This window comes from Shewanella sp. FeAMO, from assembly GCF_053653955.1.
The window spans coordinates 3333694-3359249 of the sequence record NZ_CM132201.1 but is presented as its reverse complement, the minus strand read 5'-3'; the positions used below and the strand labels follow the sequence as shown (position 1 = coordinate 3359249).

General features: G+C 51.9%; 24 protein-coding genes. 14 read left to right on the top strand and 10 right to left on the bottom strand.

Going from position 1 to position 25556, the window contains the following annotated elements; genetic code table 11:
- Nucleotides 1-197 precede the first annotated feature (197 nt).
- The 4 genes from ACWAU4_RS15160 (at nucleotide 198) to ACWAU4_RS15145 (ending at nucleotide 5045) form a co-directional block, all read left to right on the top strand.
- On the top strand, nucleotides 198-1130 hold the full coding sequence (locus ACWAU4_RS15160) for a porin (protein WP_054745024.1): 933 nt from the start codon (nucleotides 198-200) through the stop codon (nucleotides 1128-1130).
- A gap of 506 nt (nucleotides 1131-1636) precedes the next feature.
- The gene (gene phoB, locus ACWAU4_RS15155; protein WP_025011640.1) at nucleotides 1637-2326 is read left to right on the top strand and encodes a phosphate regulon transcriptional regulator PhoB; all 690 of its coding nucleotides are present in this window, start codon (nucleotides 1637-1639) and stop codon (nucleotides 2324-2326) included.
- Between the two features lie 74 nt (nucleotides 2327-2400).
- A complete protein-coding gene (gene phoR, locus ACWAU4_RS15150; RefSeq protein ID WP_208124929.1) occupies nucleotides 2401-3702 on the top strand; it encodes a phosphate regulon sensor histidine kinase PhoR in 1302 nt (433 codons plus the stop codon).
- Between the two features lie 371 nt (nucleotides 3703-4073).
- Nucleotides 4074-5045, top strand: a complete 972-nt coding sequence (locus ACWAU4_RS15145; protein WP_028781002.1) for a PstS family phosphate ABC transporter substrate-binding protein — start codon at nucleotides 4074-4076, stop codon at nucleotides 5043-5045.
- A 47-nt stretch (nucleotides 5046-5092) separates the two neighbouring features.
- On the opposite strand, the gene ACWAU4_RS15140 is transcribed toward ACWAU4_RS15145, so the two are convergent.
- Nucleotides 5093-5995 (bottom strand): LysR family transcriptional regulator, encoded by a 903-nt coding sequence (locus ACWAU4_RS15140; RefSeq protein WP_025011643.1) that lies wholly within the window; start codon nucleotides 5993-5995, stop codon nucleotides 5093-5095.
- Between the two features lie 222 nt (nucleotides 5996-6217).
- On the opposite strand from ACWAU4_RS15140, the gene ACWAU4_RS15135 reads away from it, so the two are divergent.
- The 3 genes from ACWAU4_RS15135 (at nucleotide 6218) to ACWAU4_RS15125 (ending at nucleotide 9381) form a co-directional block, all read left to right on the top strand.
- Nucleotides 6218-7171 carry an AEC family transporter gene (locus ACWAU4_RS15135; RefSeq protein ID WP_028781001.1) on the top strand — a complete coding sequence of 318 codons (954 nt, stop codon included), beginning with the start codon at nucleotides 6218-6220 and terminating at the stop codon, nucleotides 7169-7171.
- A gap of 92 nt (nucleotides 7172-7263) precedes the next feature.
- Nucleotides 7264-8925, top strand: coding sequence for a DNA repair protein RecN (gene recN / locus ACWAU4_RS15130; protein WP_093983584.1), 1662 nt, complete (start codon nucleotides 7264-7266; stop codon nucleotides 8923-8925).
- A 258-nt stretch (nucleotides 8926-9183) separates the two neighbouring features.
- Complete coding sequence (locus ACWAU4_RS15125) at nucleotides 9184-9381, top strand: hypothetical protein (protein WP_052658105.1); 198 nt, start codon at nucleotides 9184-9186, stop codon at nucleotides 9379-9381.
- Here the strand turns inward: ACWAU4_RS15125 and ACWAU4_RS15120 are convergent.
- From ACWAU4_RS15120 to ACWAU4_RS15110, 3 genes are read right to left on the bottom strand one after another with little or no spacing between them, the layout of a single operon-like run.
- On the bottom strand, nucleotides 9378-9593 hold the full coding sequence (locus ACWAU4_RS15120) for a hypothetical protein (protein ID WP_044734864.1): 216 nt from the start codon (nucleotides 9591-9593) through the stop codon (nucleotides 9378-9380). The two genes, ACWAU4_RS15125 and ACWAU4_RS15120, sit on opposite strands and share 4 nt — an antisense overlap.
- Nucleotides 9594-9609: 16 nt before the next feature.
- Nucleotides 9610-9873, bottom strand: coding sequence for a hypothetical protein (locus ACWAU4_RS15115; RefSeq protein ID WP_044734863.1), 264 nt, complete (start codon nucleotides 9871-9873; stop codon nucleotides 9610-9612).
- A 14-nt stretch (nucleotides 9874-9887) separates the two neighbouring features.
- The gene (locus tag ACWAU4_RS15110; protein ID WP_202880034.1) at nucleotides 9888-11102 is read right to left on the bottom strand and encodes a hypothetical protein; all 1215 of its coding nucleotides are present in this window, start codon (nucleotides 11100-11102) and stop codon (nucleotides 9888-9890) included.
- 194 nt (nucleotides 11103-11296) lie between these two features.
- Here ACWAU4_RS15110 and ACWAU4_RS15105 point away from each other — a divergent pair, with 194 nt between their 5' ends.
- Together ACWAU4_RS15105 and ACWAU4_RS15100 are read left to right on the top strand one after the other, a co-directional pair.
- The gene (locus ACWAU4_RS15105; protein ID WP_208124928.1) at nucleotides 11297-11779 is read left to right on the top strand and encodes an AHH domain-containing protein; all 483 of its coding nucleotides are present in this window, start codon (nucleotides 11297-11299) and stop codon (nucleotides 11777-11779) included.
- A 2-nt stretch (nucleotides 11780-11781) separates the two neighbouring features.
- Nucleotides 11782-12372, top strand: coding sequence for a hypothetical protein (locus tag ACWAU4_RS15100; protein ID WP_045283866.1), 591 nt, complete (start codon nucleotides 11782-11784; stop codon nucleotides 12370-12372).
- A 145-nt stretch (nucleotides 12373-12517) separates the two neighbouring features.
- Here ACWAU4_RS15100 and ACWAU4_RS15095 read toward each other — a convergent pair whose 3' ends face one another.
- The 5 genes from ACWAU4_RS15095 to barA form a co-directional block, all read right to left on the bottom strand.
- Complete coding sequence (locus tag ACWAU4_RS15095) at nucleotides 12518-13159, bottom strand: imm11 family protein (RefSeq protein WP_208124927.1); 642 nt, start codon at nucleotides 13157-13159, stop codon at nucleotides 12518-12520.
- Nucleotides 13160-13191: 32 nt separating this feature from the next.
- Nucleotides 13192-13527: a hypothetical protein gene (locus ACWAU4_RS15090; protein WP_052678930.1), complete on the bottom strand. Its 336-nt coding sequence runs from the start codon at nucleotides 13525-13527 to the stop codon at nucleotides 13192-13194.
- 267 nt (nucleotides 13528-13794) lie between these two features.
- Nucleotides 13795-14169, bottom strand: a complete 375-nt coding sequence (locus ACWAU4_RS15085; RefSeq protein ID WP_107005307.1) for a DUF3319 domain-containing protein — start codon at nucleotides 14167-14169, stop codon at nucleotides 13795-13797.
- A gap of 1 nt (nucleotide 14170) precedes the next feature.
- A complete protein-coding gene (locus ACWAU4_RS15080; protein ID WP_028781512.1) occupies nucleotides 14171-14770 on the bottom strand; it encodes a YjaG family protein in 600 nt (199 codons plus the stop codon).
- Nucleotides 14760-17543, bottom strand: coding sequence for a two-component sensor histidine kinase BarA (gene barA / locus ACWAU4_RS15075; protein WP_025011654.1), 2784 nt, complete (start codon nucleotides 17541-17543; stop codon nucleotides 14760-14762). The genes ACWAU4_RS15080 and barA overlap by 11 nt, the downstream gene beginning before the upstream one ends.
- A gap of 99 nt (nucleotides 17544-17642) precedes the next feature.
- On the opposite strand from barA, the gene rlmD reads away from it, so the two are divergent.
- From rlmD to mazG, 3 genes are all read left to right on the top strand, one after another.
- Nucleotides 17643-18980: a 23S rRNA (uracil(1939)-C(5))-methyltransferase RlmD gene (gene rlmD / locus ACWAU4_RS15070; RefSeq protein WP_107005308.1), complete on the top strand. Its 1338-nt coding sequence runs from the start codon at nucleotides 17643-17645 to the stop codon at nucleotides 18978-18980.
- Nucleotides 18981-19106: 126 nt separating this feature from the next.
- A complete protein-coding gene (gene relA / locus ACWAU4_RS15065) occupies nucleotides 19107-21317 on the top strand; it encodes a GTP diphosphokinase (RefSeq protein WP_044734857.1) in 2211 nt (736 codons plus the stop codon).
- A gap of 122 nt (nucleotides 21318-21439) precedes the next feature.
- A complete protein-coding gene (gene mazG / locus ACWAU4_RS15060) occupies nucleotides 21440-22249 on the top strand; it encodes a nucleoside triphosphate pyrophosphohydrolase (RefSeq protein ID WP_311043268.1) in 810 nt (269 codons plus the stop codon).
- A 126-nt stretch (nucleotides 22250-22375) separates the two neighbouring features.
- Here the strand turns inward: mazG and ACWAU4_RS15055 are convergent, their stop codons facing one another.
- Nucleotides 22376-22522 carry a hypothetical protein gene (locus ACWAU4_RS15055; protein WP_232786079.1) on the bottom strand — a complete coding sequence of 49 codons (147 nt, stop codon included), beginning with the start codon at nucleotides 22520-22522 and terminating at the stop codon, nucleotides 22376-22378.
- Here ACWAU4_RS15055 and ACWAU4_RS15050 point away from each other — a divergent pair.
- Both ACWAU4_RS15050 and eno read left to right on the top strand, forming a co-directional pair.
- On the top strand, nucleotides 22464-24044 hold the full coding sequence (locus tag ACWAU4_RS15050) for a CTP synthase (RefSeq protein WP_238336466.1): 1581 nt from the start codon (nucleotides 22464-22466) through the stop codon (nucleotides 24042-24044). The two genes, ACWAU4_RS15055 and ACWAU4_RS15050, sit on opposite strands and share 59 nt — an antisense overlap.
- A gap of 148 nt (nucleotides 24045-24192) precedes the next feature.
- Complete coding sequence (gene eno, locus ACWAU4_RS15045; protein WP_025011657.1) at nucleotides 24193-25488, top strand: phosphopyruvate hydratase; 1296 nt, start codon at nucleotides 24193-24195, stop codon at nucleotides 25486-25488.
- The last annotated feature ends 68 nt before the right edge of the window (nucleotides 25489-25556 follow it).

Genomic DNA, 25556 nt, shown 5'->3' with positions numbered 1-25556 from the left:
ATTTAACCAAAATGTCATATAGCCCTTTGCTTGCCGCGAGGCCCCGTGGTGATGGGCTTTTACCGGTGGCAGGGCAGGTCTTTGATGCCAATGAAGCCAACAGGTTAAAAGATGAAATAAAACTGCAACAGACTCGTTGCACACTTTCGCTCGTTCCAAACCAATAACCAAGACGAAGAGAACGTCGAAAGGAATTAATGATGAACGCATTTTGCAAAACACTACTCGCTTCAGCTATCGCTTCAGTCTCTCTGGCCTCTGCCCACGCAGCCGAGCCGCTGACCGTTTACGGCAAGCTGAATGTTACTGTTCAGTCCAACGACGAGGCCGGTGCTGACGATTCTGAAACCACGGTTCAGAGCAATGCCTCTCGTTTTGGCGTGAAGGGCGAATTCGATCTGGGTAACAACCTGGCAGCATTCTATACAGTGGAATACGAAGTAGACACAGGCGATGATGCCAAAGACAACTTCCTGGCCCGTAACCAGTTTGTTGGTTTGAAAGGTAACTTCGGTGCCATCTCTGTGGGTCGTAACGACACCATGCTGAAAGTGTCTCAAGGTAAAGTGGACCAGTTCAACGACTTGTCAGGCGACCTCAAGAGCCTGTTCAAGGGTGAAAACCGTATCGAGCAAACAGTGACTTACCTGTCGCCTTCATTCGGTGGTTTTAAAGTCGGTGCCACTTACGCTGCCGAAGCCGCCAAGTCACAAGACGGTGAAGATGGTTTCTCTGTTGCCGCCATGTACGGTGACAAGGATCTGAAAAAGAGCGCAGTATTCGCCTCTATTGCCTACGACTCTGAAGTTAAGGGCTACGATGTTCTGCGCGCCACAGTACAGGCCAAGCTGGCCAACTTCATCCTGGGCGGTATGTACCAGCAGGAAGAAAAGTCAGTGGACGGTGACAGCAAGAACGGTTACCTGCTGAGCGCGGCTTACAAGATTGACGCGGTGACCCTCAAAGGTCAGTGGCAGGACATGGAAGACAAGGGTGATTCCTGGTCTATCGGTGCCGACTACAAGCTGGGTAAGCCTACCAAGCTGTTTGCCTTCTACACCAATCGCTCCATGGAAGATATGGACGATGATGACAAGTACATAGGTGTTGGTCTGGAACACAAGTTCTAAACGACCACAGCTGCAGCGAAGGAGGCCTTGGGCCTCCTTTTTGTTTGCACTGTTTGTAGGCAGGAGGCGTATTGAGGTAGCTCTTTGTCGCGCTGCTGTTGGTTCTTGCCTTCGGCCTTTGCGGATGAATCCAGCCAACTCAGCCGAACGGCTCTTGGGCGCGTTCCTGCAGTGTGAAAACAGTTGTCAGGAAATTGTGTCAGTGCCGTGTACCTGAAAGATAATTCGCGCCTGGCCTAACAGGGAGCCGCGGCAGCACTTGGTTAAGTTAAGGCTAACTTATTGTTTGTTGTAGACTTGTAATATAAATTCAGCTGCAGTGAGATTGTTGCTCGTGGCGGTCAATAACGGCTCTTTGGTAAGCTTTTCATTCCAGTTTCAAGTGTTTAATCGGGAAAATTGTGACAAAATAGCGGCGTTAAAGGTGTCAGAGTCGGCCCTTTTCATAATTTTGTAATAAAACTGTCCAATAATGGCCACGTGGAAATTCACTGACAGAAACCGTTATGACTGCAAGGATTTTAATAGTAGAAGATGAGTTGGCTATCCGTGAGATGCTGACTTTTGTTATGGAACAACACGGGTACACCACCAGTGCCGCCGAGGACTTTGACTCTGCGCTGGCACTGCTCAAGGAACCTTATCCGGATCTTATTCTGCTGGACTGGATGTTTCCCGGTGGCAGCGGTATTCAGTTTGCCAAGCGATTGAAGCAAGATGAGTTTACCCGCCAGATCCCCATTATCATGCTCACCGCCCGCGGCGAGGAAGAGGACAAGGTCAAAGGCCTGGAAGTGGGAGCCGATGACTATATTACCAAGCCGTTTTCCCCCAAGGAGCTGGTGGCTCGCATCAAGGCGGTTCTCAGGCGCGCCGCACCAACCCGCCTGGAAGAAACCATAGACGTGCAGGGCCTGACCCTGGATCCTGTCAGCCACAGGGTCACAGTGGGGGATTCTGTGCTGGAGATGGGGCCGACCGAGTTTCGTTTGCTGCACTTCTTTATGACTCACCCGGAACGGGTCTACAGCCGTGAGCAGCTGCTGGACAATGTCTGGGGCACCAATGTCTATGTCGAAGACAGAACCGTGGATGTGCATATTCGTCGCTTAAGGAAAGCCGTGGAGCTGTCCGGGCACGATAAACTGATCCAAACGGTTCGCGGCGCAGGTTACCGCTTCTCTACCCGTATCTAGCGGGGTAACAATGGGCATGGGCCGGGTTTTGCGTTATCTTGTGCAACCATCGGCCTTTTGCCTGGGCATTTTCTATGTTTGATTCCTATTCGGGTTATCGGCTGTTTTCCCGTTTGATGCTGTACCTGGCGGCTTGTTTGCTGCTTGGGTTGCTGCTTGGTCAGTTGCTCTTGGTACTGTGTCTGGGCGCTTTTCTATTATTGGGTTGGCACTATCGCCAGCTTATCCGGCTCAATTACTGGTTGTGGCGCGATCGCCGCTTAACGCCGCCGCAGGGCAGTGGCAGCTGGGAAGGGGTGTTCAACGGCATCTATCGCCTGCAGGGCAAAAACCGCAAGCGGGTGAGTCAGTTGGCCGGGCTGTTGGGAAGGTTTCGCCAGGGGGCCGAAGCACTTCCCGATGCGGCCGTGGTACTCGATTCAGAGCACAATATTCTCTGGTGTAACAAGTTGGCGCAGCTGCTGCTTGGCTTTGTCTGGCCGCAGGATAATGGTCAGCGAATAGATAACCTTATCCGGCATCCCGACTTTTCGGCCTATTTGAAGAAGGGCCATTACAAGGAGCCGCTGGAGCTGCCGTCCCCGGTTTCGGATAAGCGTCTGCTGGAAGTGCGCTTGATGGCCTATGGCGACAGGCAGTTGTTGCTGATTGCCCGGGATATCACCCGGGTTAGGCAACTCGAGGGGATGCGCAAGGAGTTTGTTGCCAATGTCTCTCATGAGCTGAAGACGCCGCTCACTGTGCTGCAGGGATATCTTGAGATGATGCAGAGCATGGCCGAACCCGACTCACCCAATGTCAAGGCGCTGGAGCTGATGCAACAGCAGACAGGCAGGATGCAGTCCATGGTGGAGCAGCTGTTGGCTTTGTCGCGGATTGAAGATGCCGCCGATATCAACCTGGAACACACAGTGGATATGAAGCAGTTGATGACCACCTTAAAAGAGGAGGGCGAAGCGCTCTCCCGTGGTCGCTACCAACTGAGCTTCTATGCCGAACCTGGGCTCAATACCCATGGCAATGAGTTGCAGCTGCGCAGTGCCTGCTCCAATCTGTTGTCCAACGCCATACGCTACACAGAGCCGGGCGGCAGTATTGAGGTGCGCTGGCAACGGGTGGCAACCGGCGCCATGTTCAGTGTTAAAGACAGTGGTGAAGGTATTGCACCGCAGCATATCAGTCGCCTGACCGAACGCTTCTATCGGGTCGACAATGCCCGCTCGCGGCAAACCGGTGGCAGTGGTCTGGGGCTGGCGATAGTGAAACACGCCCTCAGTCATCACCACAGCGAACTCAAGGTAGCCAGTGAGCTTGGCAAGGGTAGTACCTTCAGCTTTGTGATCCCGCAGCATCTGCTGGAGCAGCAAGCTTCCTGACGCGTTTGACTGCATTAACCCTATTAAGGAGCCTTTGGCTCCTTTTTGCTGTCTAGCGGGAAGAGGTAGGCTTTGTGCACTCTTTTTCAAGCCTGTGGCAAATGGCAATCTCACGGTCATGATTAAGCAAAGGCTTTAGTATATCCAAGGAAACTGTTGGGGCGACATTGTCAATCGAGGGTCCTTTATGCCGAAATGGCTTCAAGGCGTGGCTGGGCGTTATTTTCAGTCTGTTATTTTCGATACCCAGTTACAGCGTATTTATTTTGGCTTGTCATGCAACTGTCATTTTTAAGTCATAGACTTGTCATTGTGGCAATTGATACTGGCTGCGTTTTAGAAACCAAGTTCGGTAAAAACTGGAGCAAATAATGAAATTGAAACAGCTTGTCGGCGCGGTAACCCTTACGGCCGCTGGTGTATTCTCTGCAGCCTCTATGGCTGCTATCGATCAGTCACTGCCAACCTACGAGAAAACAAGTGGTGTTTCCGGTAACTTGTCTTCCGTCGGCTCTGACACTCTGGCCAACATGATGACTCTGTGGGCTGAAGAATTCAAACAGATGTACCCTAACGTCAACATCCAGATCCAGGCTGCCGGTTCTTCAACTGCGCCTCCAGCCCTGACCGAAGGGACTTCTCAGTTCGGCCCAATGAGCCGCAAGATGAAGCCAAACGAAGAAGAAGCGTTTGAAAAGCACTATGGTTACAAGCCTACTGCGATTCGTGTAGCCATCGATGCCCTGGCGGTTTTTGTTCACAAGGACAACCCAATCAAGGGCCTGAGCATAGAGCAGGTTGATGCTATCTTCTCCTCTACCCACAAGTGTGGTGGCAGCGATATCACTCGCTGGGGTGATGCCGGTCTGGACGGAAGCTGGTCTGCCAAAGACATTCAGCTGTACGGCCGTAACTCAGTATCCGGTACTTACGGTTACTTCAAGAAGAAAGCCCTGTGTAAGGGTGACTTCAAAGCCAATGTGAACGAGCAGCCAGGCAGCGCCTCAGTGGTTCAGTCTGTATCTCAGTCGCTGAACGCTATCGGTTACTCAGGCATAGGTTACAAGACAGCCGGTGTTAAAGCCGTGGCTCTGTCGAAGAAGGGCACTGACTATATCGCTGCAACACCAGACAATGCTGCCAGCGGTACTTACCCACTGTCACGCTACCTCTACGTTTACATCAACAAGCATCCAAACAAAGAGCTGTCACCCATGCAGCGCGAGTTTGTCCGCTATGTCTTGTCCAAGCAGGGGCAGCAGGTTGTTGAGAAAGACGGTTATGTTGCACTGCCAAGAAGTGTGATTGCCAAAGACCTGGAGAAGGCTGGTATCCGTCTGTAAGACATACCCCTTCGAAGAAAAGCCCGCATCGCGGGCTTTTTTGCGTTTCAGTCCATGGAAAACAGCGCCGGGGCCCGCTGCTGCATGAACTCGATAAAGAGTTTCACCTTGAGTGGTTGCTGGCTGCGTTGATGATAGAGCAGGGAAATACGCCGTTTTTCTCCTTTCCACTCCGGCAGCAATACCTGTAGCCGCCCGTCTTTCAACTCCTGTTTGCAAAAGAGCTCTGGGCCATAAAGAATCCCGCCGTCATTCAAGGTTGCACGGATGGCACCGTGGAGATCCGTCAGGGTCAGGTTGGCCGGGCCGTCATAATAGAAGGCATCGCCATCGGGATGGCGCAACGACCAGTTGAACAGAGGCCAGACCTTGATCACCTTATGTTGACTGAGCTGCTGCGGATGATTGAATACCGGCGCCTTTCGAAGATACCCGGGGGAAGCCACCAGGCGATAATCCAATACCCCGAGAGAGCAGGAGACCCAGGAGGAGTCCGGCTGGGTGCCGCCGACTATGGCAACATCTATGCCTTTGTCGATGAGATCCACCACCTCATTGCTTTGGGCGATATGCAGTTTGATATCCGGGTAGCACTCGCAAAATTCGTTCAGTGTCTCGATGAATATCATAGAGATTATCGAGATGGGGGCGGCAATTCTCAAGGTGCCTTCGGGTTTGTCGGCGCAGGTGCCGCTGGCCAGGGCATCAAACTGGGCTATCAGCTGCTGATAGCGTTGGAACAACTCCAGTCCCTCTTCGGTCAACCTTAGTTTGCGGGTGGTACGCATCAGCAGTTGTTTATCCAGCACAGACTCCAGCTTGGCCAATTTGCGGCTGACGGTCGCCACCGGCATATCCAACACTTTGGCGGCCTGGGAGAAACTGCCGGCATTGACCAGATGTACAAACAAGTAGAGCAGTTGCAGTTCGGGGGCCTGATTGTCACTCATTGCGGTTCCTCAATGTGCCAAGGATATGTTTAAAACGCTTGTCTGCCGGTTTCTACGACCATAGCGCAATGGCTGGCGGATAACGACTATGGTATCTTGCCGGCGTCTCTGCCGAACTTACTTCGCTGTACTGATAAGGGCAGGCAAGATACAGAATTCCCCGCCATTTTCGCAGATCCCCGGCGGGAGTACGACAGCCAAAGTCAGCAAAATGGAAGAAGTATGACTGGAATCATTACTCCGCTGATCTCTGTGTTTGGCATTATGCTCGCAGGTTCACTGGTACAGAAAAGCAAAATCCTGCCGGATGGTACGGATGCGGCGCTCAATCAATATGTTTACTACATAGCTTTTCCGGCCATTATGATGATAGTGCTGGCAAGAACTTCTTTCGAGGAGATCTTCCAGTGGCATTTCATCGTCGGTTTCAGCGTGGCAATGATGCTGACCTACCTGCTGGTGTTGCTGATTTCCGGCTGTTTCAGGGCGGGTCAAGGGGTAGGGGCAATTCGCGCCTTGAATGCCACCTTTGGCAATACCGCCTTTATCGGTATCCCCATGATGATGATAGTCTACCCGGGAAACCAGCTGGCGCTGGCCGCGGCGGCCATTGCCAGCCTGTTGTCTGTGGTGATGTTTGCCGTGGCACTGGTGTCGCTGGAGCTTGCCAGAGATACAGAAAATAAGGCGCATCCTTTGCTGATAATTGTTGAAGCGCTGGCGAAAAACCCGATTGTTATCGGCAGCGCCCTGGGCGTTGCCGTCTCGGCGTCCGGTATGGCTCTGCCGGATGGGATAGAGATGATGATAAGCCAGATAGGCGCCACCTCCAGTCCCTGCGCCCTGTTTGCCATAGGTATGGTGTTGGCCAAGGCGACCCGGGTTCGCGGCGCCACCCGCTTACCTGGGCCTTGGCAGTTGGCCGAGCTCTTTGGCATCAACGCCTGCAAGCTGCTACTGCAACCTCTGCTGGCTTATCTATTATTGAAAGCCATGGGGATCAGCGGCACCAATCTGCAGATGGGGGTTATTCTTGCGGCCCTGCCTACGGCAGCGAGTGTATACTTACTGGCGCAGCGTTATGACACCAAGGCCGGGGTCAGTGCCCAGGGGATATTAGTGGGCACGCTGATCACCTTTATCAGTTTGCCTTTGATAGCGGCATGGGCCGTCTAGGGAAGAACACAGGGAATAATTAATCGACAGATATTTACTGTATAAAAAATCAGTATATACTGTTTATCAATACAGTGTTTTGGGAATTCATTATGCTTTGCCAACTCAGCATCAATAACTTTGCCATAGTGCGTTTTCTGGAGCTGGACTTCCGTCCGGGAATGACCAGTATTACCGGCGAGACCGGGGCGGGTAAATCCATTGCCATCGATGCCCTGGGGCTTTGTCTCGGTAACCGGGCCGATGCCGCCAGTGTGCGCCCCGGTGCCAGCAAGACAGAAGTCAGTGCCCGTTTCTCTCTGGCGGATGTCCCTCTGGCCAAGCGTTGGCTGGAAGATAATGATCTTGAACTCGAAGATGAATGTATTCTCCGGCGCACCATTGGCAGCGATGGCCGCTCCCGCGCCTATATCAATGGTAACCCTGTGCCGCTGACTCAGCTCAAGGCCTTGGGGCCCTTGCTGGTGGGGATCCACGGCCAGCATGCCCATCACGCCATGCTCAAGACAGAGCAGCAACTTTACCTGCTGGACAGCTATGCCAATCATAAGCTGTTGCTCGATGGTGTCAGCAGTGCCTATCAGCGTTATCGCCAAATCGAGCAGGAACTGCGGCAACTGGTACTGTCGCAGCAGGAGAGAATCGCCCGCAAGCAGTTACTCAGCTATCAGGTGGAAGAGCTCAACGACTTTGCCCTCGGGGAGCATGAATTTGCCGAGATAGAGCAGGAGCACAAGCGTCTGGCCAACAGTACGGCGCTGATCGAGTCCTGTCAGTTGGCCTTGATGCTGCTCAGTGAGGGCGAAGAGGCCAACATAGAGTCATTGCTGAACCGGGCTGTGCATATCAGCGCCGAGCTGGAGAGTGTCGATTCTGAGCTGGCCAATGTTGGCGGTATGCTCAACGATGCCCTGATCCAGGTGCAGGAAAGCAGCAGCGAACTACAGCGCTATCTGGACAAGCTCGAGTTGGACCCTGAACACTTTGCCATGCTGGAGGCGCGACTTTCCAAGGCGATGCAATTGGCGCGCAAGCATCAGGTGATGCCCTCAGAGTTGTATCAACACCATCAGCAGTTGCTGACCGAACTGGGTAGCCTCGACTCAGATGAGCAGAAGCTCGAAGAGATAGAGCAGCAATTGGAAGCCAGCAAACAGAATTACCTGACCCAGGCGCAAAAACTCAGTCAGAGCCGCAGCCGCTATGCCAAAGAGTTGGACAAGTTGGTCACGGCTTCCATCCATGAACTCAATATGCCCAAGGGCAAGTTCAGCATAGCGGTGGAGTTCAGCCCTGAGCAGATGTCGGTCAACGGCAGTGACAGGGTTGAATTTCTGGTGACCACCAACCCGGGGCAGCCACTGCAGAGTCTGGCCAAGGTGGCCTCTGGGGGCGAGCTTTCCCGTATCGGCCTGGGTATTCAGGTAATAACCGCCCGTAAGGTGGCAACCCCGACACTGATTTTTGACGAGGTGGACGTGGGGATTTCCGGACCAACGGCTGCCGTGGTGGGCCGCATGTTGCGCACCCTGGGAGAATCGACCCAGGTATTGTGTGTGACTCATCTGCCGCAGGTGGCAGGTAACGGCCATCAGCATATGTTTGTTGCCAAACATGCCAAGGGCAGTGGTACTGAAACCTCCATGGTGGCACTGGATAAAGAGCAGCGGGTACAGGAGCTGGCTCGGTTGCTTGGCGGCGATACCATCACCAGCAATACCCTGGCCAACGCCCGCGAGCTGCTGAGTAGTTAAGCTTCAAGGCAGTTAACAAGTCAGTTAATTCAAGAACGGCGCCCACATGGGCCACCTGTTGTACGTGTCAGATCCCAAGCTCAGTGATCAGGACCGGCGATAGGAAGCGCCCTGGCTCGCAGCAAGGGGCGGGTAACTTTCGTAATATTTTTTATCAACATTCCGGATGGCAAAGAGAAGGGGATCCAGGTGATCCCCATCGGCGACTTTTCTTCCAAAGATCAATTTGCCAGCGCCAAGAACATCAGCGCTTAGGATGTGTTGACGGCCAACCGCTTTCCGGCCGGGATGGCGGGGATTATTCCACAGGGCGCTGCAGGGCTTGGTGACCCGCTTAAAACCAACGATGTCTATCAGAGCAACGAGGTACTGCCACTGGCGCGTGATATTGTGGAGTTCATCAACAGCGCCCCCGAGCTGGCCAAGCTGGGATCACTGAGTGTGCGTGAGCCTTAATTGGGTTTCTTCCACATCAGCCCCTGGGGGATGAATGGGTCAACAACCGGCTGCTCCATTCCAGCGTGGATCCCCAAGTTTGTCAGCGCCACAGCAAACTCGGCATAGTGGCCGCGAGTTGTGCCGCTTTCTTCGCCGTAACGGGCGCCATGGTGCCAAATGGCCAAGTTGCGTTTAATACCATGCTCAAAGGCCTGCTTGCCCTTGAGCATGTCATCAGTCTATGAGTCAATCACCGATTAGCTGCCATTTGCCACTTTGGGCTTCTTCCTGTGACAACAAAACCTTATCATTGGTTTCGAATGCCTTTTGCTCAAAGTTAGCCTTCTGATTAATCATTTTCTTTTCACCGGATATAGTTAAGGTTTGCCGAACCTCACCATCACAAATCAGATTGAGTTTCTTGCCAATAACATCAAATTCATTCTCATAACCGGAGCAAGCCAAGATTGTAACTCCTTCCGACAGTTCAAATTTTTCCTGTACATTCATTTTTATCACCACAGTTATAATCCCTTGTCTCTAAGTATTTTTAGTATTTGAATATCTTCATCACCCAGGCCTAACATTTTTTGGTGGTTAATCATAAAATCTTTGACATGAGTTTCAGCACTTCCTAAACCGCTAGTTCCTAAACGATCAGTAATACCAAGCCTTGACTGTGTACCATGTAGAAACTCCTCAATCATCGCGGCCTTACTTGGGTTCTCGCGAAGAAGAATGTGGGTGTTATTGACCCCACTTACTGATGCTTCAGCTCCAAAGTAATCCAACATACGTAGTTCTTCCGAACCAGGTTTGGCAATCACAACATCTCGCTTCTTAGAAATGGCAGATATTAGTTCTGGTGATGCGGGTTCAACTCCCATCAAATCATCAGCACTACGCATGTTGATTTTGTTGAAATCTAACGCAGGACTCTTTTGAGTATTCTTAACGGCGTCAATCAGGGTATCTTTTATCTCTTTGGCATTCGTGACTATTTTCTTTCGATTAACAGCAGCTTCTGCTACTAATAAAGCCGCATCATAACCAGCCATGGAAAGTACCGCTTCAGCTCCAGCCTGCTCATTATCAGCAAGTGGCAAAGTTGGATTACCTCGATAGCGTTCTCCCAATTCTTCAGGGGTCAGGACTTTGCCTGAGGCTTCATCTTTGGCCTTAATTATACCCTGGTCGGCAAACCATTCGGCCTGGGCAGCCCGTTGGTTGTCAATATAATCGTTGATAACCTGTTTTGCACCCCCCATCATGGCGTTAATGGCTTTGGTTATCCCGGTTTCTTTCAGCTCAGCCGGGGCTTCCGGTGCTGGGGTGATGTTGGGCTCTACAATGGGCTCTGAGGCTTTGGCATAGTTGCCATGCCCGAACTGAGGCCGGGGAGGTAAACGCTTGACGCGTTCCCTGAAAGTGGACGATACAAAAGGGCTGATATCACCAAAGAACTGTATGCTGCCGAAGTCATCGTCTCTGTCACCTAACAGGAAGAAGTCACCGCTTTCCAAACGCCAAGCGATGCGACTTAAAGCACTGTCAATTTGATGTTGGCTAGGGGCATAGGAAATGCCGCAATCACTCAGTAGGTTGTCCAAGCCAAAGACCGTTTGGTTGAACCCTGGTTGACTGGATAGGGATCTCCGAATGTAGCCAAGAGCCCTCTCTGGTTGGATGATTCTAGGGATATCGTTTTGGTAAGCATCACGGTAATGCACAACTCGCATTTATCTCTCCTTGATAAAAAATCTTCCTGACTTGCGAGCTATCCGATGAATGTACCACTTTTCTGTGAGAATGTTCTCGTTATAATAACGCAGACACCAGTATTGGTTGTGACCTTTCCCCGGAATTTAATACCCGTGAATGCGTTTAGAGTAAAACGCCATAAAGACGGTAAAGCAATGACAGAGAAAAACTGATGTTAAGGCGTATGGGACAATACTGTGGTTATGATATAAACTACCCCAAAAATTCTGTTGTCCTACCAGCAACAGAAGAAGCTACGTGCTACTTAGAAAAGCCATTGCATAATGGTCCGCATGACTGGGGAAGTCGAACAGGAAAACCTTATAACTACACAAATCAGTGTGCAGCGCTTACTCATCGGATTATTCGAAGTGAAATTAAGGATAGGATGAGAAACGGAAGTTGTGGTAAAACTACTAACTCTACACTAATGAGTAAATTTAATGAGTCAAGCAATGAGATTCTTACATTTTTGAGTAATTTTATTTGGCCGTTATCGCAACAGGGTATGAACTTTAATCCCGGCTCCAAGCCTTATTTTGGGTGCCAAAATTCTGGTAACGGAATGCCGTGTAAAGCTCCTTCAAAGCATGTCCTTTTGCAACTGATATCCAAGACACAAATCGTAAATTATGACCTTAAAATAGGGCAGTAAACATGACTGATGTTAATAACGAATACGTAGTATTGCATTGCGGTACATATGAGGTGCCATCTCCTTCTTGTGTCTGTAGCAGATACCATTATTTAACAGCTATGGCTCCTACCACATTCAAGGCACCTGTTAGAGCAGAATCACCCGCCGAGCCCGATGAGGGAGTTCCGCTTATTGACGCAATGGAACTTGATGGCTTACCAATGGTTTCTTCAGTGGTAAAGCGAGTATTAGAGTATCAAGACCTCTATCAGCTTCAGTTAGTACCAGCTATGTATACACATGCTGATAATACGGAGCATTTATACTGGGTAATGATGCTTGATAATGAAATTAAGGCTTACGATTTTGACAACGGACAATTTATTAGCCGTGGGGATAATGACAAAGTATCCGCGATTAATATTCGCCTCGATGCCAATAAGTTGCTAGCAATTCCACTTAATAAGCGTTTGATGTTTGAGATCTACGGTATGAGGGGAACTTATATTTTGCATAGAAGTGTCGCTGAAAAGCTGAGTGTTATAGGGGCTAAAGGGCTACACCTTGTTCCTCTCTTAGATTGGGACATGGGTTTTGGGTTTACGGTTTAAGGAATAATAGCAGTGCTTAACTATCAATTAGTTCATCGAGATAAAGAGTTTCAGAGAAACAATCGTTTGGTCCAAGCTAATAAAAAGCGAATGTTTTTGATCTTTCCCCGAGATTAGAGTCAAGAGAGCACCCTCAACTGTATAATCAAGACTCTACAAACTGAAGGCCCATAACCCAATCAGACACTTTTACAAAGTTGAGCGTATCCACGTTGTGTTTCTTAAACGCTTTTACCACTTTCTCATGCATCATAATGTGAGGAGTACTGCTGAATTTAGGCATAAAAACCAAGCGATCTTCTTCTGGTATCGCTTCTAACTTTTCATCACTCAAGCAGTATTGTTGAATTTTTTGTCCCTCTCTATTGGGGTTTCTTTTTCTTATGGCACATCTATCTAGGTCCAGCACATCCATTTTTTCAAAGACGTTAAACACCCAATATTCTTCATGGAACTTACCGTTGTCATCCACAATTACCCCTGGGTAACATTGGCAAAACTTATTATCAATGTTGCCAAGTGACTGTTTGATAGCATCAGTAAACACAGGGTAAGTTGAATCTAAATGTGCTTGTTTGATAGGCCGTGAAACGCCCCTTGACAAATCTTCATCGCGATAACAATTTTCAAAAAACATCGGCTCGCCACCAGTAAGTTTGGTGTATTCGTAATCTCGCATAGCTGAATGTTTTTGTGGCTTGAGATACAGTGTGTTGTCATCATAATTTTCGAAAACAATATAGTATTGCTCGTTAAATCGACTCATTTTCCTACCTCTGGTGTCCATCTTGTGCTTCTAAAAGTGATCGTTTTAGTATGCTACTGCACGCGACTAGGTTGATATCGCTTGTCTTTGCCATCACGCTCATTGTTTTTATAGTGTGACCTTTCCCCCGAATTCAAGTCATCAAACTCTTGTGCCAGACCTTGGTATTGTCGCTGCAGCGCCACGAACTCAGTTTCCAGCGTATCATAGTCCCGTTCCAGCGCCTTTTGGGTAAACAAGGCCTGCAGCTTTTGATACTGCTCTGCATTGGGTAATTGCCACTGCGAAGCGGTAAACCAATGGCTGGCCATCTGGGTTCCTGTGGCTTGATTAATCTCTTTGTTGCTGACGGCGGTGCGGGCTTTTTCTTCTTTAAAGTAGTTAATCAAGGGGCAAACACATGCTGACGCACTTTTCATAGTAGCCACAGCTGCCTTTGGCAAAACCTTCAGCACCCTAGTGCTCGCACATAATGATCCGCTCAGTTGCTCGGTGGTTGATTGTAGCCCTGGGTTGAGTGTGTTGAAGTGACCAGGTTGCCACGAACGTATGACCAGAGTAGGGATCCGTGCAGGTGCAGTACATCTTGGCATAAGCTGGGATCGCATCCTCGGTGTTTTGGATAGTAGCTTGACGGACGATTTTCCCCGTCTTTGCTATGACTTACGGCCTTTGGGTGAAGTGTTTTTTCGCTGTGAGCCTTTAATGGCGCTTTTTCCCCCTACGCCGCCTTTTCCCGCCTTTCTCTCTTTGGTTTTTCCTTCAGTGGCTTTTCCCTCAGTCGCTTTGCGGGAAGCCGTTTGAGCCTTTTGGCTCCGGGTCTGCAGTGGTTTATTGGCGGCTGTTTCGGTGTCTGTTGCGTCAGCAATTTTCGGCTGTGGCAATATCCCCAACTCTTCAAAGAAATTGATCTGCCTTCTCAGCTCAAATAAAGAGCCGGTACGGCTGGTCTGGCCTATGGTCAGGGTCCAGCTGTCTGTGAGGCCGTCGGTATTGCTGAGGATATAGCCACGATAAACAAGCTTACGCATCTTATTGAGCGCTGATCCCTATGTTGGATACGCCGCTCATGACGATTTCCTTGCGCAGTGCTTTGACAAACTCCGCCGTTATCTGCGGGTTTTCCTCGATTATTTCCAGCAAGGATCCCTGCAATTCGCGCTCTTCCTGCATCACTTCGTGGTTGAATACAAACTCGTCCAATGCTTCACCATCCAATTCGGGATCGGCTATGGCTTCGATATAGTGGGCCACGGTACCGGATGACAGCTTGGAGATATTGGTGATGTCGTCTTCCACCTTGCTTTCCAGTGCGCCCAGCAGTGAACTGAGTGCCACTGCGGCATCCATCGCCGGGTAGACTCCATAGGCGTCGAATTGGGTCGGCTCCGGGGTGTTTTCTTCCAGTTTTGCCATCTGCAGCTCAAGGTTCAGCTTGAGTTTGCGGTCATATAAAGACTGCCACAACAGGTTGAGCACTGTATCCAATACCTGAGGATCGCCGAATTCACACACCTCGGAAAACAGTTGGTAGTTGGGGTACATACGCTGGCACAGCGCCACGGCAAAGAGTTTCTTTTGTGGCAGTTCCAGCGCCTTTAGGCGTTTAAAGAAGCCCGGTTTAGTTGTCATCGGTTAAATCCATCGAAAGTTGGGATATCACTTGTTTTGCCGCAGATTCTACCTTAGTTAACTCATCAAGTAACTCCAGTATTTCCGGCTCCAGCTCGGCAATGCTGCTGCCCTGCTTGAGACCGCCTTCCACGGTTTGACAGAGTTTTTGCAACGTCGGTACGCCGCAGTAGCAACAGGCACCGTGCAGTTTGTGGACACTGGCCTGCATTTTGGCGGCGTCATCCTGCTCCAGCGATTCCTGGATGTTGCTGGTGGTGTCCGGCATGGAGTCAATTAGCATTCTGAGCATATCCAGCGCCAGATCCTGTTTCTGATTGGCCTGGGTCAGACACAGCTCCCAGTTGAGGGTGTGCTGGTCAAAATGGGTAAACTTGGGCCGGGTAATCCAGCGGCTGATCACTCCTTTCAGTGCAGCTTCATCTATAGGCTTGGGCAGGTAGCCATCCATGCCGCTATTGAGGATCCGCTCGCGCTCCTCATTGATGGCGTGGGCGGTTACCGCAATGATGGGGGTATTGCGGTTCAACGAGTCCTGACGAATGAGCCGGGTGGCGGTAATGCCATCGGTTCCCGGCATCTGGATATCCATAAAAATCAAATCAAAGCTGCGCTGTTTGGCCAGATTCACCGCTTGCTCGCCATTACTGGCAGTGGTCACCCCAGTGACCAATTCATCGAGCAGGGTGTCAATCAGCTTGAGGTTGGCCGGGTTGTCATCCACCGCCAGCACATTGAGTTTGTGGCGTTGCTGCGGCTCAACCAGCTTGGGCAGGGCAGGCTTGAGTTCAGATTCCTGTGGCAGATAAATCATGTTGCGTGCCATCAGGTATTCGCTGGCAGGAATGCTCAGAACAAGGTCTACCACAGGGCGAATATAGCGCTCCAGTGCCTCTTGATCATGGCAGTCGAACAGCGCAATAAGGGCCTCGGTCACTTGTCTGGCACTCTTGAGCACTGCCTGCAGCTGAGTCGGGCCATCGAAACCGTGACAGCCGAGCAGCACATAGTGGAAATGCGCCTTGTCTTGAGCAAGTTCGGCTTCCAATTGCGGCACAGTGTGAACACTGTTGACCTGCATCTGCCATTGTTGCAGGCGGCGGTTGAGCACAGAGCGGGTCAAGGGCCTGGGTTCAAACAACAATACCGTCTTGCCTCTGAGCTGCTCCAGTGGCAGCGGCTCACCTATTGGGAACTGGCTGGTCATCAGTGGCAGGGTAAACCAGAAGGTGGAGCCTTTACCCACCCGGGAGCTGAAGCCTATCTGGCCGCCCATCTGGTTAATGAGGCGTTTGGTGATCACCAGCCCAAGGCCGGTACCGCCGAAGCGGCGTGAGATAGATGAATCGGCCTGGCCGAACGCCTGAAACAGCAACTCCTGCTGGCTTTCTTCAATGCCAATACCTGTATCTGATACCTCACAGTGCAGCAGCAACTTGTCTTCTTTGATGTTGCTGATATCCACCTTCAACAGCACGCTGCCCTGATCGGTAAACTTGATGGCATTGCCCACCAGATTGGTGATGATCTGACCCACCCGCATGGCATCGCCGCTGACGGCATCCGGCACTTCCGGGGCTACATCCACCACAAGTTCCAGCCCCTTCTCGTGGGCAGAGCCGGCCAGCAGCATCATGGTGTCATCCAGGGTTTCCCTGAGGGCAAACGGCATGGTTTCCAGCACCATTTTGCCGGCTTCCAACTTGGAGAAGTCGAGGATGTCGTTAATGATACTCAGCAGGTTGGTGGCACTGCGTTCAATGGTGCGAATATATTCCATCTGGCTGGCGTGCAGCGGCGTTTTCAATAGTTGACGGGCAAAACCTATCACGCCATTGAGCGGCGTTCTCAGTTCGTGAGACATGTTGGCCAAAAATTCAGATTTTATTCTGCTGGCTTCCAGTGCCCGTTTCTTGGCCAAGTCCAGTTCAACGTTCTGAATCTCAATCTGCTCCAGGGTTTCCCTGAGATCCGAGGTCGCCTGATCGATATTCTGCTGCATCTCGTCATGGTATTCCGACAAGGAGCCCGCCATGGCGTTAATCCCCCGTTTGAGCAGATCCAGCTCACCGATGAGATTGCCCTCCAGCCGGGTATCCAGCTTGCCCTCGCGGATTTTGGCCACCACCCGCACCATGTCTGTGATTGGCTGAGTCACATTCTTTACCAAACGGAAGGTGAACAGCAGATTCAGCTGCACCCCGATAAGCACTATGATAAAAGCCGCCACCGCGGCTCTGTGCTGTTCCAGCAGCGCCTTTTCCTTGTTGAGCAGCAAAGAGATATAACCCAGAGGTTTCTCATTGAAGCCGGGAGCATCGTCTACCGCCAACAGACTGCCGGCGGCGAAAATAGGCGCTCTCAGCACCAGACTGTCGCCTACCTGATCGTACTCGGTACGGGCCAGATCCGAGATGGCGCCCTTGTAGCGCATAATCTCAAAGTCTTTGTGATAGTGGGAGGTGACAAACAGCTGGTTGTCGGCATCGAAGATGGCGATGGATTTCACCAAGGTCGACTTGTTGAGCTGAGCCGCGGCGAGCAGGCGTTTGGTGGCCTCGCGGTTATTGGCGGCCAGGCCTACCTCACTGGCGATAGCCAGCGGCTCTATGATATTGCTGCCCTGTTCTATGAGCGTATCTTCAAGCTCATAAAAGCGATTTATGGTAAAGTAACTGCCCAGAAGAATACCGACCAAAATGGTAGGAGCCAGGGCCAATACCAGCACCCAGGATCTGAGGCTGTACTTGGTCATGTTATTCGCACTGTTCATGGGCGGTATAGGTATTCCAGATAGTTTGTTTTACGGCTATAGATAGACTGCCAGATATCCCGGCGTCTTTGCCAGTTTTTTATTGTTTCAGGGGCCTAGATGGCACAATTTTTTAGAGAAAAACCAAACAGATCCAAGAAAGTCTCCGCAAAACTGTCACTCACGGCTTCCGGATTGGATCATCAGGGTGCCGGGATCGGTCAATATCAGGGCAAAGTGGTGTTTATTCCCGGCTTGTTACCCGGTGAGAGCGCCGAGGTGCAGCTCACCGAACAAAAAAAGAACTATGCCAGGGGCAAACTCATCCGCATCACCCAAACATCGCCGGAGCGGGTTGAACCCCAATGCCCCCATTATGCGCTTTGCGGCGGCTGCGATCTGCAACACTTGTCAGATTTGAGCCAGCGGCAGCACAAGCGCCGGGCCCTGGCCGAGTTGTTTGCCAAACTCTCTGGCCTATCCGAGCTGCCGGAGATAGGCGAGCTGGCTTCCGCCCCTTGGCATTATAGACGCAAGGCCAGACTGGCGACCTGGTATGACAAACAAAGTCGCGAATTCACCCTGGGGTTCAGGGCCAAGTCCAGCAGCAAGGTAGTTGCCATTGGCGAATGTCCTGTATTGGCGGCTTCGTTGTCGGAACTGATAAAGCCGTTGGCAGCGCAACTGGCGCACCTGCAGGGCGTGGCTCAGCTTGGTCATGTGGAACTGATTGAAACCGAAGCCGGTCGTTTTGTGGTGCTGAGAATTACCCGGCCACTGGTGAATAAAGACAAGGAAAAGCTCAAGGCTTTTGCCGGGCAGCAAGGATTACAGTTGGTGCTGCAGGACAATCAGGGCGAGTGTGAGTACCTTACGGGCAATCAGCCAAGCTACCGCTTGTCCGGCGCCGAAGGCGATGAGCTGACGCTTAAGTTTAATCCGGGGAATTTTATTCAGGTCAATGGTGAAGTAAACCGCGCCATGGTGGCCAAGGCCATAGATTGGCTGCAACCCAAGGCCGGCGAGCACATATTGGACCTCTTCTGCGGCATGGGTAACTTCAGCCTACCGCTGGCGGCCAGCGGCGCTAGGGTCACAGGTGTCGAGGGCGTGCCCGCCATGGTTGAGCAGGCCAGACAAAATGCCAAACAGGCCGGGCTTGAAGGGTTGCAGTTCTTTTGCGCCGATCTCAGCGCCGACCTCTCGACCGAGCCCTGGCTTGGCAAGGTGGATAAACTGCTGCTGGATCCCGCCCGGGCCGGTGCCTATGAGACGCTTTCTTATCTGAAAAACATCGCGCCCGAGCGAGTGGTGTATGTCTCCTGCAACCCGGCGAGCCTGGCGCGGGACAGCGTCTTGTTGCTCGAGCAAGGTTATCGCCTGGAGCGCCTCAGTGTGTTGGACATGTTTCCCCAGACCCATCACACCGAAGCCATGGCCTTGTTTGTGCGGAATTGATGCTTTTATTGTCTATCGAGTCAATTTTATCAATAAAGGTACTCACGGGGGTTTGACATCCCATCGGGTATGCTCAAGATAGGGAGTCTTGTTGAGTCTGTTAATCGGACACTAAAGGAAGGTGAGATGGTATCTGTTCGCGAAGCACACTTTAAGGATCCTGATTTCAATCTGGATGAGTGGGTTAATCGTTATGTGGCCGACTCCGCCGATGCCGGGCGTTTGTTGGAGCTGATAGCCAAGGTGGAAGCACTGCCTATGGGTAAGTGCAAGCGTCCCAAAGCCGAGCTGCAGGCCAAGGCGCGGGAGATGATAGAGATCCTCGCGCCGCTCAACATGGATATCGAAACTCTGCAGGCTGCCATCTTATTTGTGTTTTTCGAGGTGGGCATAGTCGATGAAGCCAAGCTCACCGAAGACTTTGGCCCCGAGTTGGCAACCTTGGTCAACAGCGTCAAGACCATGGATGCCATAGGTGCACTCAAGGTGGGCAATGACAGCCGCAGCAGCGAACCGCAAATCGACAATATCCGTAAGATGTTGCTGGCCATGGTGGAAGATGTACGCGCCGTGGTGATCAAACTGGCCGAGCGGGTATGCCTGCTGCGGGCCGTGAAAAACGACGATGAAGAAACCCGGGTATTGTTGGCCCGGGAAATTGCCGACATCTACGCGCCGCTGGCCAACCGTTTGGGCATAGGTCAGCTCAAGTGGGAGCTGGAGGATATCTCGTTTCGTTATCTGCATCCCGAGACCTACAAAGAGATTGCCAAGCAGCTGGACGGCAAGCGCCTGGACCGTGAAGTCTTTATCGACAACTTTGTCAATCAGTTGCAAACGCGGCTGGATGAAGAAGGCATTCGTGCCAAGGTCTATGGCCGCCCCAAACATATCTACTCCATCTGGCGCAAGATGCGCGGCAAGCAGCTTAAATTTGACGAGCTGTTTGACGTGCGTGCAGTGCGAATCGTCACCGACCGGCTGCAGGACTGCTACGGTGCGCTCGGTGTAGTGCATACCCTTTGGCACCATATTCCCAGAGAGTTTGACGACTATATTGCCAACCCCAAACCCAACGGCTATCAGTCGATTCACACTGTGGTGGTGGGGCCGGAGGGCAAAACAGTCGAAATCCAAATTCGTACCCAGCAGATGCATGAAGATGCCGAGCTCGGGGTGGCGGCTCACTGGAAATACAAAGAGGGCAATCACTCCGGCAAACAGAGCGGCTACGAAGAGAAAATCAACTGGCTGCGCAAGATTTTGCAGTGGCAGGAAGATGTGGTCGAGAGTGGCAACCTGGTGGAGGAGATCCGGGCCCAGGTCTTCGAAGACAGAGTTTATGTGTTTACCCCGTCCGGTGAAGTGGTGGACTTGCCAGCCGGCTCAACCGTGCTGGACTTTGCCTACTATATCCACTCCCAGGTGGGCCACAAGTGTATTGGCGCCAAGGTCGATGGCCGCATAGTGCCGTTCACCTACCAGGTGGAAACCGGTGAGCGCATCGAGATCATCACCTCCAAGCATCCCAATCCGAAGCGGGATTGGCTTAACCCCAACCTGGGTTATATCAAGACCTCCAGAGCCCGCAGCAAGATCCAACACTGGTTCAAGCAGCAGGACAGGGACAAGAACCTGGTGGCCGGACGCGAGATGCTGGAAGCCGAACTGGCGCGGGTGGGGCTGACACTCAAGGATGTCGGCAGCGCAATTGAGCGCTTCAACATGACCAACATGGATGACCTGTTGGCGGCCATAGGTGGCGGCGATGTGCGCCTCAACCAAGTGGTTAATCATGTACAGAGCCGACTCAGAACTCAGGAGCCTTCTGACGAAGAAGCGGTGGAAGAGCTGGTCAAGAAAGGTCAGCAGAAACCCATAGGCGCCAATCGCGGCCAGATTGAGGTCAATGGTGTCGGTAATCTGATGAGCCATCTGGCGCGCTGCTGTCAGCCGGTGCCCGGTGATGAAATTTTCGGTTTTATTACCAAGGGACGCGGTATTTCGGTGCACAGAGCCGATTGTGAGCAGGTCAAGGAACTGATGCGCGCCCATCCCGAGCGGGTAGTGGATGTGGTCTGGGGCGAAAACTACTCCGGCGGCTACAAAATCCGTATTCGAGTGGTGGCCAATGACAGAACCGGTCTGCTGCGGGATCTCACCTCTGTGCTGGCGGCGGAAAAGTCCAATGTGCTGGCGATGAGTTCCTCATCGGATCTCAAGAACCAGACTGCGGCCATTGAACTTGAGATGGAGCTTTATAACCTCGACGGTTTATCCCGGGTTATTTCCAAGCTGACCCAGATAGACGGGGTAATAGAAGCCCGCAGGCTCTGATGCCGGATTGGTATTCGAGTGACACGAAAAACAGGACGCATAGGTTGCGTCCTGCTGTTTTTTAAGACTTATCAAAGAGTCGTTGGATTGGTAAGCGTATTAGCAACAAAGGAGTAACGGCGGTGGCGGCAGATATCAACGCATTGCTTGAGATTATGGCAAAGCTCAGGGACCCTGAGCTGGGTTGCCCCTGGGACAGGGCGCAGGATTTTGACTCCATAGTGCCCTACACCCTGGAAGAAGCCTATGAAGTGGCCGACGCCATAGAGAGCCGCGACTGGCAGGAGTTACCTTCTGAGCTTGGCGATCTGCTGTTTCAGGTGGTGTTCTATTGTCAGCTTGGCAAGGAAAAGGGCTGGTTTGATTTCGCCACTGTGCTTGAGCGGATATGTAATAAGCTTATCAATCGTCATCCCCATGTGTTTGCCGCCGATACCGACTTGAGTTTTGACTCGGCGCCGGATGCCAAGAACAACTGGGAACGTATCAAGGCGGCCGAGCGTGCCGGGCGCGAGCTGCACTCAGTGCTGGACGATATTCCCAAGGCGCTGCCGGCGTTGGCGCGGGCGGGTAAGATCCAAAAGCGGGTCGCCCGGGTAGGCTTTGATTGGCCCGAGCTTGAGCCTGTGGTCGACAAGGTACAGGAAGAGATTGAAGAAGTGTTGCACGAAGCGCGTCAAGCCACGCCGGATAAGGCCAGGATTGAGGATGAAGTGGGCGACTTGCTGTTTGCTGCGGTGAATCTGGCGCGCCACTTGGGGGTGGATCCCGAGCAGGCTCTCAGAGGGGCCAACAACAAGTTTGAGCGGCGTTTTCGTGCTGTTGAGCAAAAAGCCAATGCCAGTGGCAAGCCGTTTGAAGAACATGATCTGCAGGCACTGGATGCTTATTGGGATCAGGTCAAGCGTGAAGAGCGCGGTGAAATCCAGTAGAAGGCGAAGCCTGGATTAAAAATGCGCGAATGAGATCAGCGCGTAAAAATTATCGTCATTCCTGTTTGGTAAATGGCAGGGGCTTTGATATACTGTCGCCCCGTCCTGGTGCTTTCATTCGAGCACCTATTTATCATTCTTTTTTCTCAGGTTCAGCATGACTACAAGGTATATCTTCGTTACTGGTGGCGTTGTTTCATCACTAGGTAAAGGCATTGCAGCAGCATCGCTCGCGGCAATTTTAGAGGCCAGAGGCCTGAATGTAACCATCATGAAGCTGGATCCTTACATCAACGTTGATCCGGGAACCATGAGCCCAACCCAACACGGGGAAGTATTTGTCACTGAGGACGGCGCAGAGACAGATCTGGACTTGGGCCACTATGAGCGTTTCATCCGTACCAAGATGAACCGCCGCAACAACTTCACTACAGGTCGTATCTACGAGGAAGTGCTGCGCAAGGAGCGTCGTGGTGACTACCTGGGCGCCACTATTCAGGTTATTCCGCACATCACCAACGCCATCAAGGAAAAAGTCCTCGAAGGCGGTGAAGGCCATGATGTCGCCATCGTTGAAATCGGTGGTACTGTGGGTGATATCGAATCTCTGCCTTTCCTCGAGTCTATCCGTCAGTTGGGTGTTGAACTGGGCCGCGATCGCAGCCTGTTTATGCATCTGACTCTGGTGCCTTTTATCGGCCCGGCTCAGGAAGTGAAAACCAAGCCGACTCAGCATTCAGTTAAAGAGCTGCGTTCTATCGGTATTGCGCCGGATATTCTGGTTTGCCGTGGCGACCGCGCTATTCCAGCCACAGAGCGAGCCAAAATCTCCCTGTTCTGTAATGTTGAAGAACGAGCGGTTATCTCCCTCAAAGACGTGGATTCCATCTACAAGATCCCGGCGCTGCTGCGCTCACAAGGGCTGGATGAGCTGGTTGTCAAGCGCTTTGGCCTGAGCTGCCCTGAAGCCGATCTGTCCGAATGGGAAAACGTGGTTTATCAGGAAGCCAATCCAAACAATGAAGTGACCATAGGTATGGTCGGCAAGTACATTGAGCTGCCGGATGCCTACAAGTCAGTCAACGAAGCGCTGAAACATGCCGGCCTCAAAAACCGGGTTTCGGTGAACATCAAATATATCGACTCCCAGACTGTTGAAGTCAAAGGCGTTGAAGTGCTGGAAGGTCTGGATGGCATTCTGGTTCCCGGCGGCTTTGGTGAGCGGGGTGTTGAAGGTAAGATCCTTGCCGCTCAATATGCCCGTGAGAACGAACTGCCATACTTTGGTATCTGTTTGGGTATGCAGGTTGCCCTGATTGAATTCGCCCGTCATGTCGCCGGCATGGAAGGTGCCCACTCTACCGAGTTCAACAAGGAAACCCCTTTCCCTGTTGTGGGCCTGATCACCGAATGGATCGATGAAGAAGGCAATCTGGAGCAGCGTGACGAGGCCTCAGATCTTGGCGGTACCATGCGTCTTGGCGCTCAGCTGTGCCATCTGATTGAAGGCACCAAGGCCGCTGCGGCTTATAAGAGCAACACCTGTATCGAGCGTCACCGCCATCGTTACGAAGTGAACAACGCCTTCCGTGAGCGTCTGGAAAAAGCCGGCTTGGTATTCAGTGGCTTGTCTTCGGATCGCAAGCTGGTAGAGATGATCGAGATACCTGGTCACCCTTGGTTTGTTGCCGGTCAGTTCCATCCGGAATTCACCTCCACACCTCGAGACGGTCACCCTCTGTTTGAAGGTTTTGTCGCCGCCGCCAGTACTTACCAAAAGCGTAATCTGGGTTAAACTAGAAGAGCCGGACTGCTATGGCAGCTCCGGCTTTTTCATCCCCGGCCGCGCCGGGAAGTGTGAAGTGAAAGTCCAATACCCATATGAGAGACGCTGAACGCTCAGATGGGTATGGGTTTTTTCTTTAACTTTAATCGAGGACATTATGGCTAAGATCATTAACGTCATTGGACGCGAAATCATGGATTCTCGCGGTAACCCCACTGTAGAAGCTGAAGTGCATCTGGAAGGTGGTTTCATCGGCATGGCAGCAGCTCCATCAGGTGCTTCTACCGGTAGCCGTGAAGCGCTGGAACTGCGCGATGGCGACAAGGCCCGCTATCTGGGTAAAGGTGTGCTCAAGGCTGTTGACAATGTCAACGGTCCTATCCGTGAAGCCCTGCTGGGTAAAGATGCCACGGCTCAAGCCGAGCTGGATGGCATCATGATCGCGCTGGACGGCACTGAGAACAAAGACAAGCTGGGCGCCAATGCCATTCTGGCTGTGTCTTTGGCTGCTGCCAAGGCCGCTGCTGCCTTCAAAGGTATGCCGCTTTACGCTCACATCGCCGAACTGAACGGGACTCCTGGCCAGTACAGCATGCCGGTTCCTATGATGAACATCTTGAACGGTGGTGAGCATGCCGACAACAACGTCGACATTCAGGAATTCATGGTACAGCCAGTCGGTGCCAAGAGTTTCCGTGAAGCCCTGCGTATGGGCGCTGAAATCTTCCACAACCTGAAGAAGGTGCTCAAGTCCAAGGGCCTGAACACTGCCGTGGGTGACGAAGGTGGTTTTGCGCCTAACCTGTCATCCAACGCCGATGCCCTGGCGGTTATCAAAGAAGCCGTTGAAGCTGCTGGCTACAAACTCGGCACAGATGTGACTCTGGCGCTGGATTGTGCGGCTTCCGAGTTCTACAAAGACGGTAAGTATGACCTGGCCGGTGAAGGCAAGGTATTCGATTCCAACGGTTTCTCTGACTTCCTCAAGTCGCTGACCGAGCAGTATCCTATCGTTTCTATCGAAGATGGCTTGGATGAGTCTGATTGGGATGGCTGGGCTTACCAGACCAAGATCCTTGGTGACAAGATCCAGCTGGTGGGTGATGACCTGTTCGTGACCAACACCAAGATCCTGTCTCGCGGTATCGAGCAGGGTGTTGCCAACTCGATTCTGATCAAGTTCAACCAGATAGGTTCTCTGACCGAGACTCTGGCCGCTATCCGCATGGCCAAGGAAGCCGGTTACACCGCCGTTATCTCTCACCGCTCAGGTGAAACTGAAGATGCGACCATTGCCGACTTGGCAGTAGGTACCGCAGCCGGCCAGATCAAGACCGGCTCTCTGTGCCGCTCTGACCGTGTTGCCAAGTACAACCAGCTGCTGCGTATTGAAGAGCAACTGGGCGCCAAGGCAGCCTACCGCGGCCTGAGTGAGATCAAAGGTCAGGCGTAATTTTCGCCCCCAGCTACAAAAGGCCGCCACTTGGTGGCCTTTTTTGTTGTACTATCAACACTAATCGT

Bases quoted from the DNA above. Each gene is read 5' to 3' on its own strand.
- ACWAU4_RS15160 (WP_054745024.1), top strand. From the start codon at position 198: ATGATGAACGCATTTTGCAAAACACTACTCGCTTCAGCTATCGCTTCA.
- phoB (WP_025011640.1), top strand. From the start codon at position 1,637: ATGACTGCAAGGATTTTAATAGTAGAAGATGAGTTGGCTATCCGTGAG.
- phoR (WP_208124929.1), top strand. From the start codon at position 2,401: ATGTTTGATTCCTATTCGGGTTATCGGCTGTTTTCCCGTTTGATGCTG.
- ACWAU4_RS15145 (WP_028781002.1), top strand. From the start codon at position 4,074: ATGAAATTGAAACAGCTTGTCGGCGCGGTAACCCTTACGGCCGCTGGT.
- ACWAU4_RS15140 (WP_025011643.1), bottom strand. From the start codon at position 5,995: ATGAGTGACAATCAGGCCCCCGAACTGCAACTGCTCTACTTGTTTGTA.
- ACWAU4_RS15135 (WP_028781001.1), top strand. From the start codon at position 6,218: ATGACTGGAATCATTACTCCGCTGATCTCTGTGTTTGGCATTATGCTC.
- recN (WP_093983584.1), top strand. From the start codon at position 7,264: ATGCTTTGCCAACTCAGCATCAATAACTTTGCCATAGTGCGTTTTCTG.
- ACWAU4_RS15120 (WP_044734864.1), bottom strand. From the start codon at position 9,593: ATGCTCAAGGGCAAGCAGGCCTTTGAGCATGGTATTAAACGCAACTTG.
- ACWAU4_RS15115 (WP_044734863.1), bottom strand. From the start codon at position 9,873: ATGAATGTACAGGAAAAATTTGAACTGTCGGAAGGAGTTACAATCTTG.
- ACWAU4_RS15110 (WP_202880034.1), bottom strand. From the start codon at position 11,102: ATGCGAGTTGTGCATTACCGTGATGCTTACCAAAACGATATCCCTAGA.
- ACWAU4_RS15105 (WP_208124928.1), top strand. From the start codon at position 11,297: ATGTTAAGGCGTATGGGACAATACTGTGGTTATGATATAAACTACCCC.
- ACWAU4_RS15100 (WP_045283866.1), top strand. From the start codon at position 11,782: ATGACTGATGTTAATAACGAATACGTAGTATTGCATTGCGGTACATAT.
- ACWAU4_RS15095 (WP_208124927.1), bottom strand. From the start codon at position 13,159: ATGGACACCAGAGGTAGGAAAATGAGTCGATTTAACGAGCAATACTAT.
- ACWAU4_RS15085 (WP_107005307.1), bottom strand. From the start codon at position 14,169: ATGCGTAAGCTTGTTTATCGTGGCTATATCCTCAGCAATACCGACGGC.
- ACWAU4_RS15080 (WP_028781512.1), bottom strand. From the start codon at position 14,770: ATGACAACTAAACCGGGCTTCTTTAAACGCCTAAAGGCGCTGGAACTG.
- barA (WP_025011654.1), bottom strand. From the start codon at position 17,543: ATGAACAGTGCGAATAACATGACCAAGTACAGCCTCAGATCCTGGGTG.
- rlmD (WP_107005308.1), top strand. From the start codon at position 17,643: ATGGCACAATTTTTTAGAGAAAAACCAAACAGATCCAAGAAAGTCTCC.
- relA (WP_044734857.1), top strand. From the start codon at position 19,107: ATGGTATCTGTTCGCGAAGCACACTTTAAGGATCCTGATTTCAATCTG.
- ACWAU4_RS15055 (WP_232786079.1), bottom strand. From the start codon at position 22,522: ATGATGGTTACATTCAGGCCTCTGGCCTCTAAAATTGCCGCGAGCGAT.
- eno (WP_025011657.1), top strand. From the start codon at position 24,193: ATGGCTAAGATCATTAACGTCATTGGACGCGAAATCATGGATTCTCGC.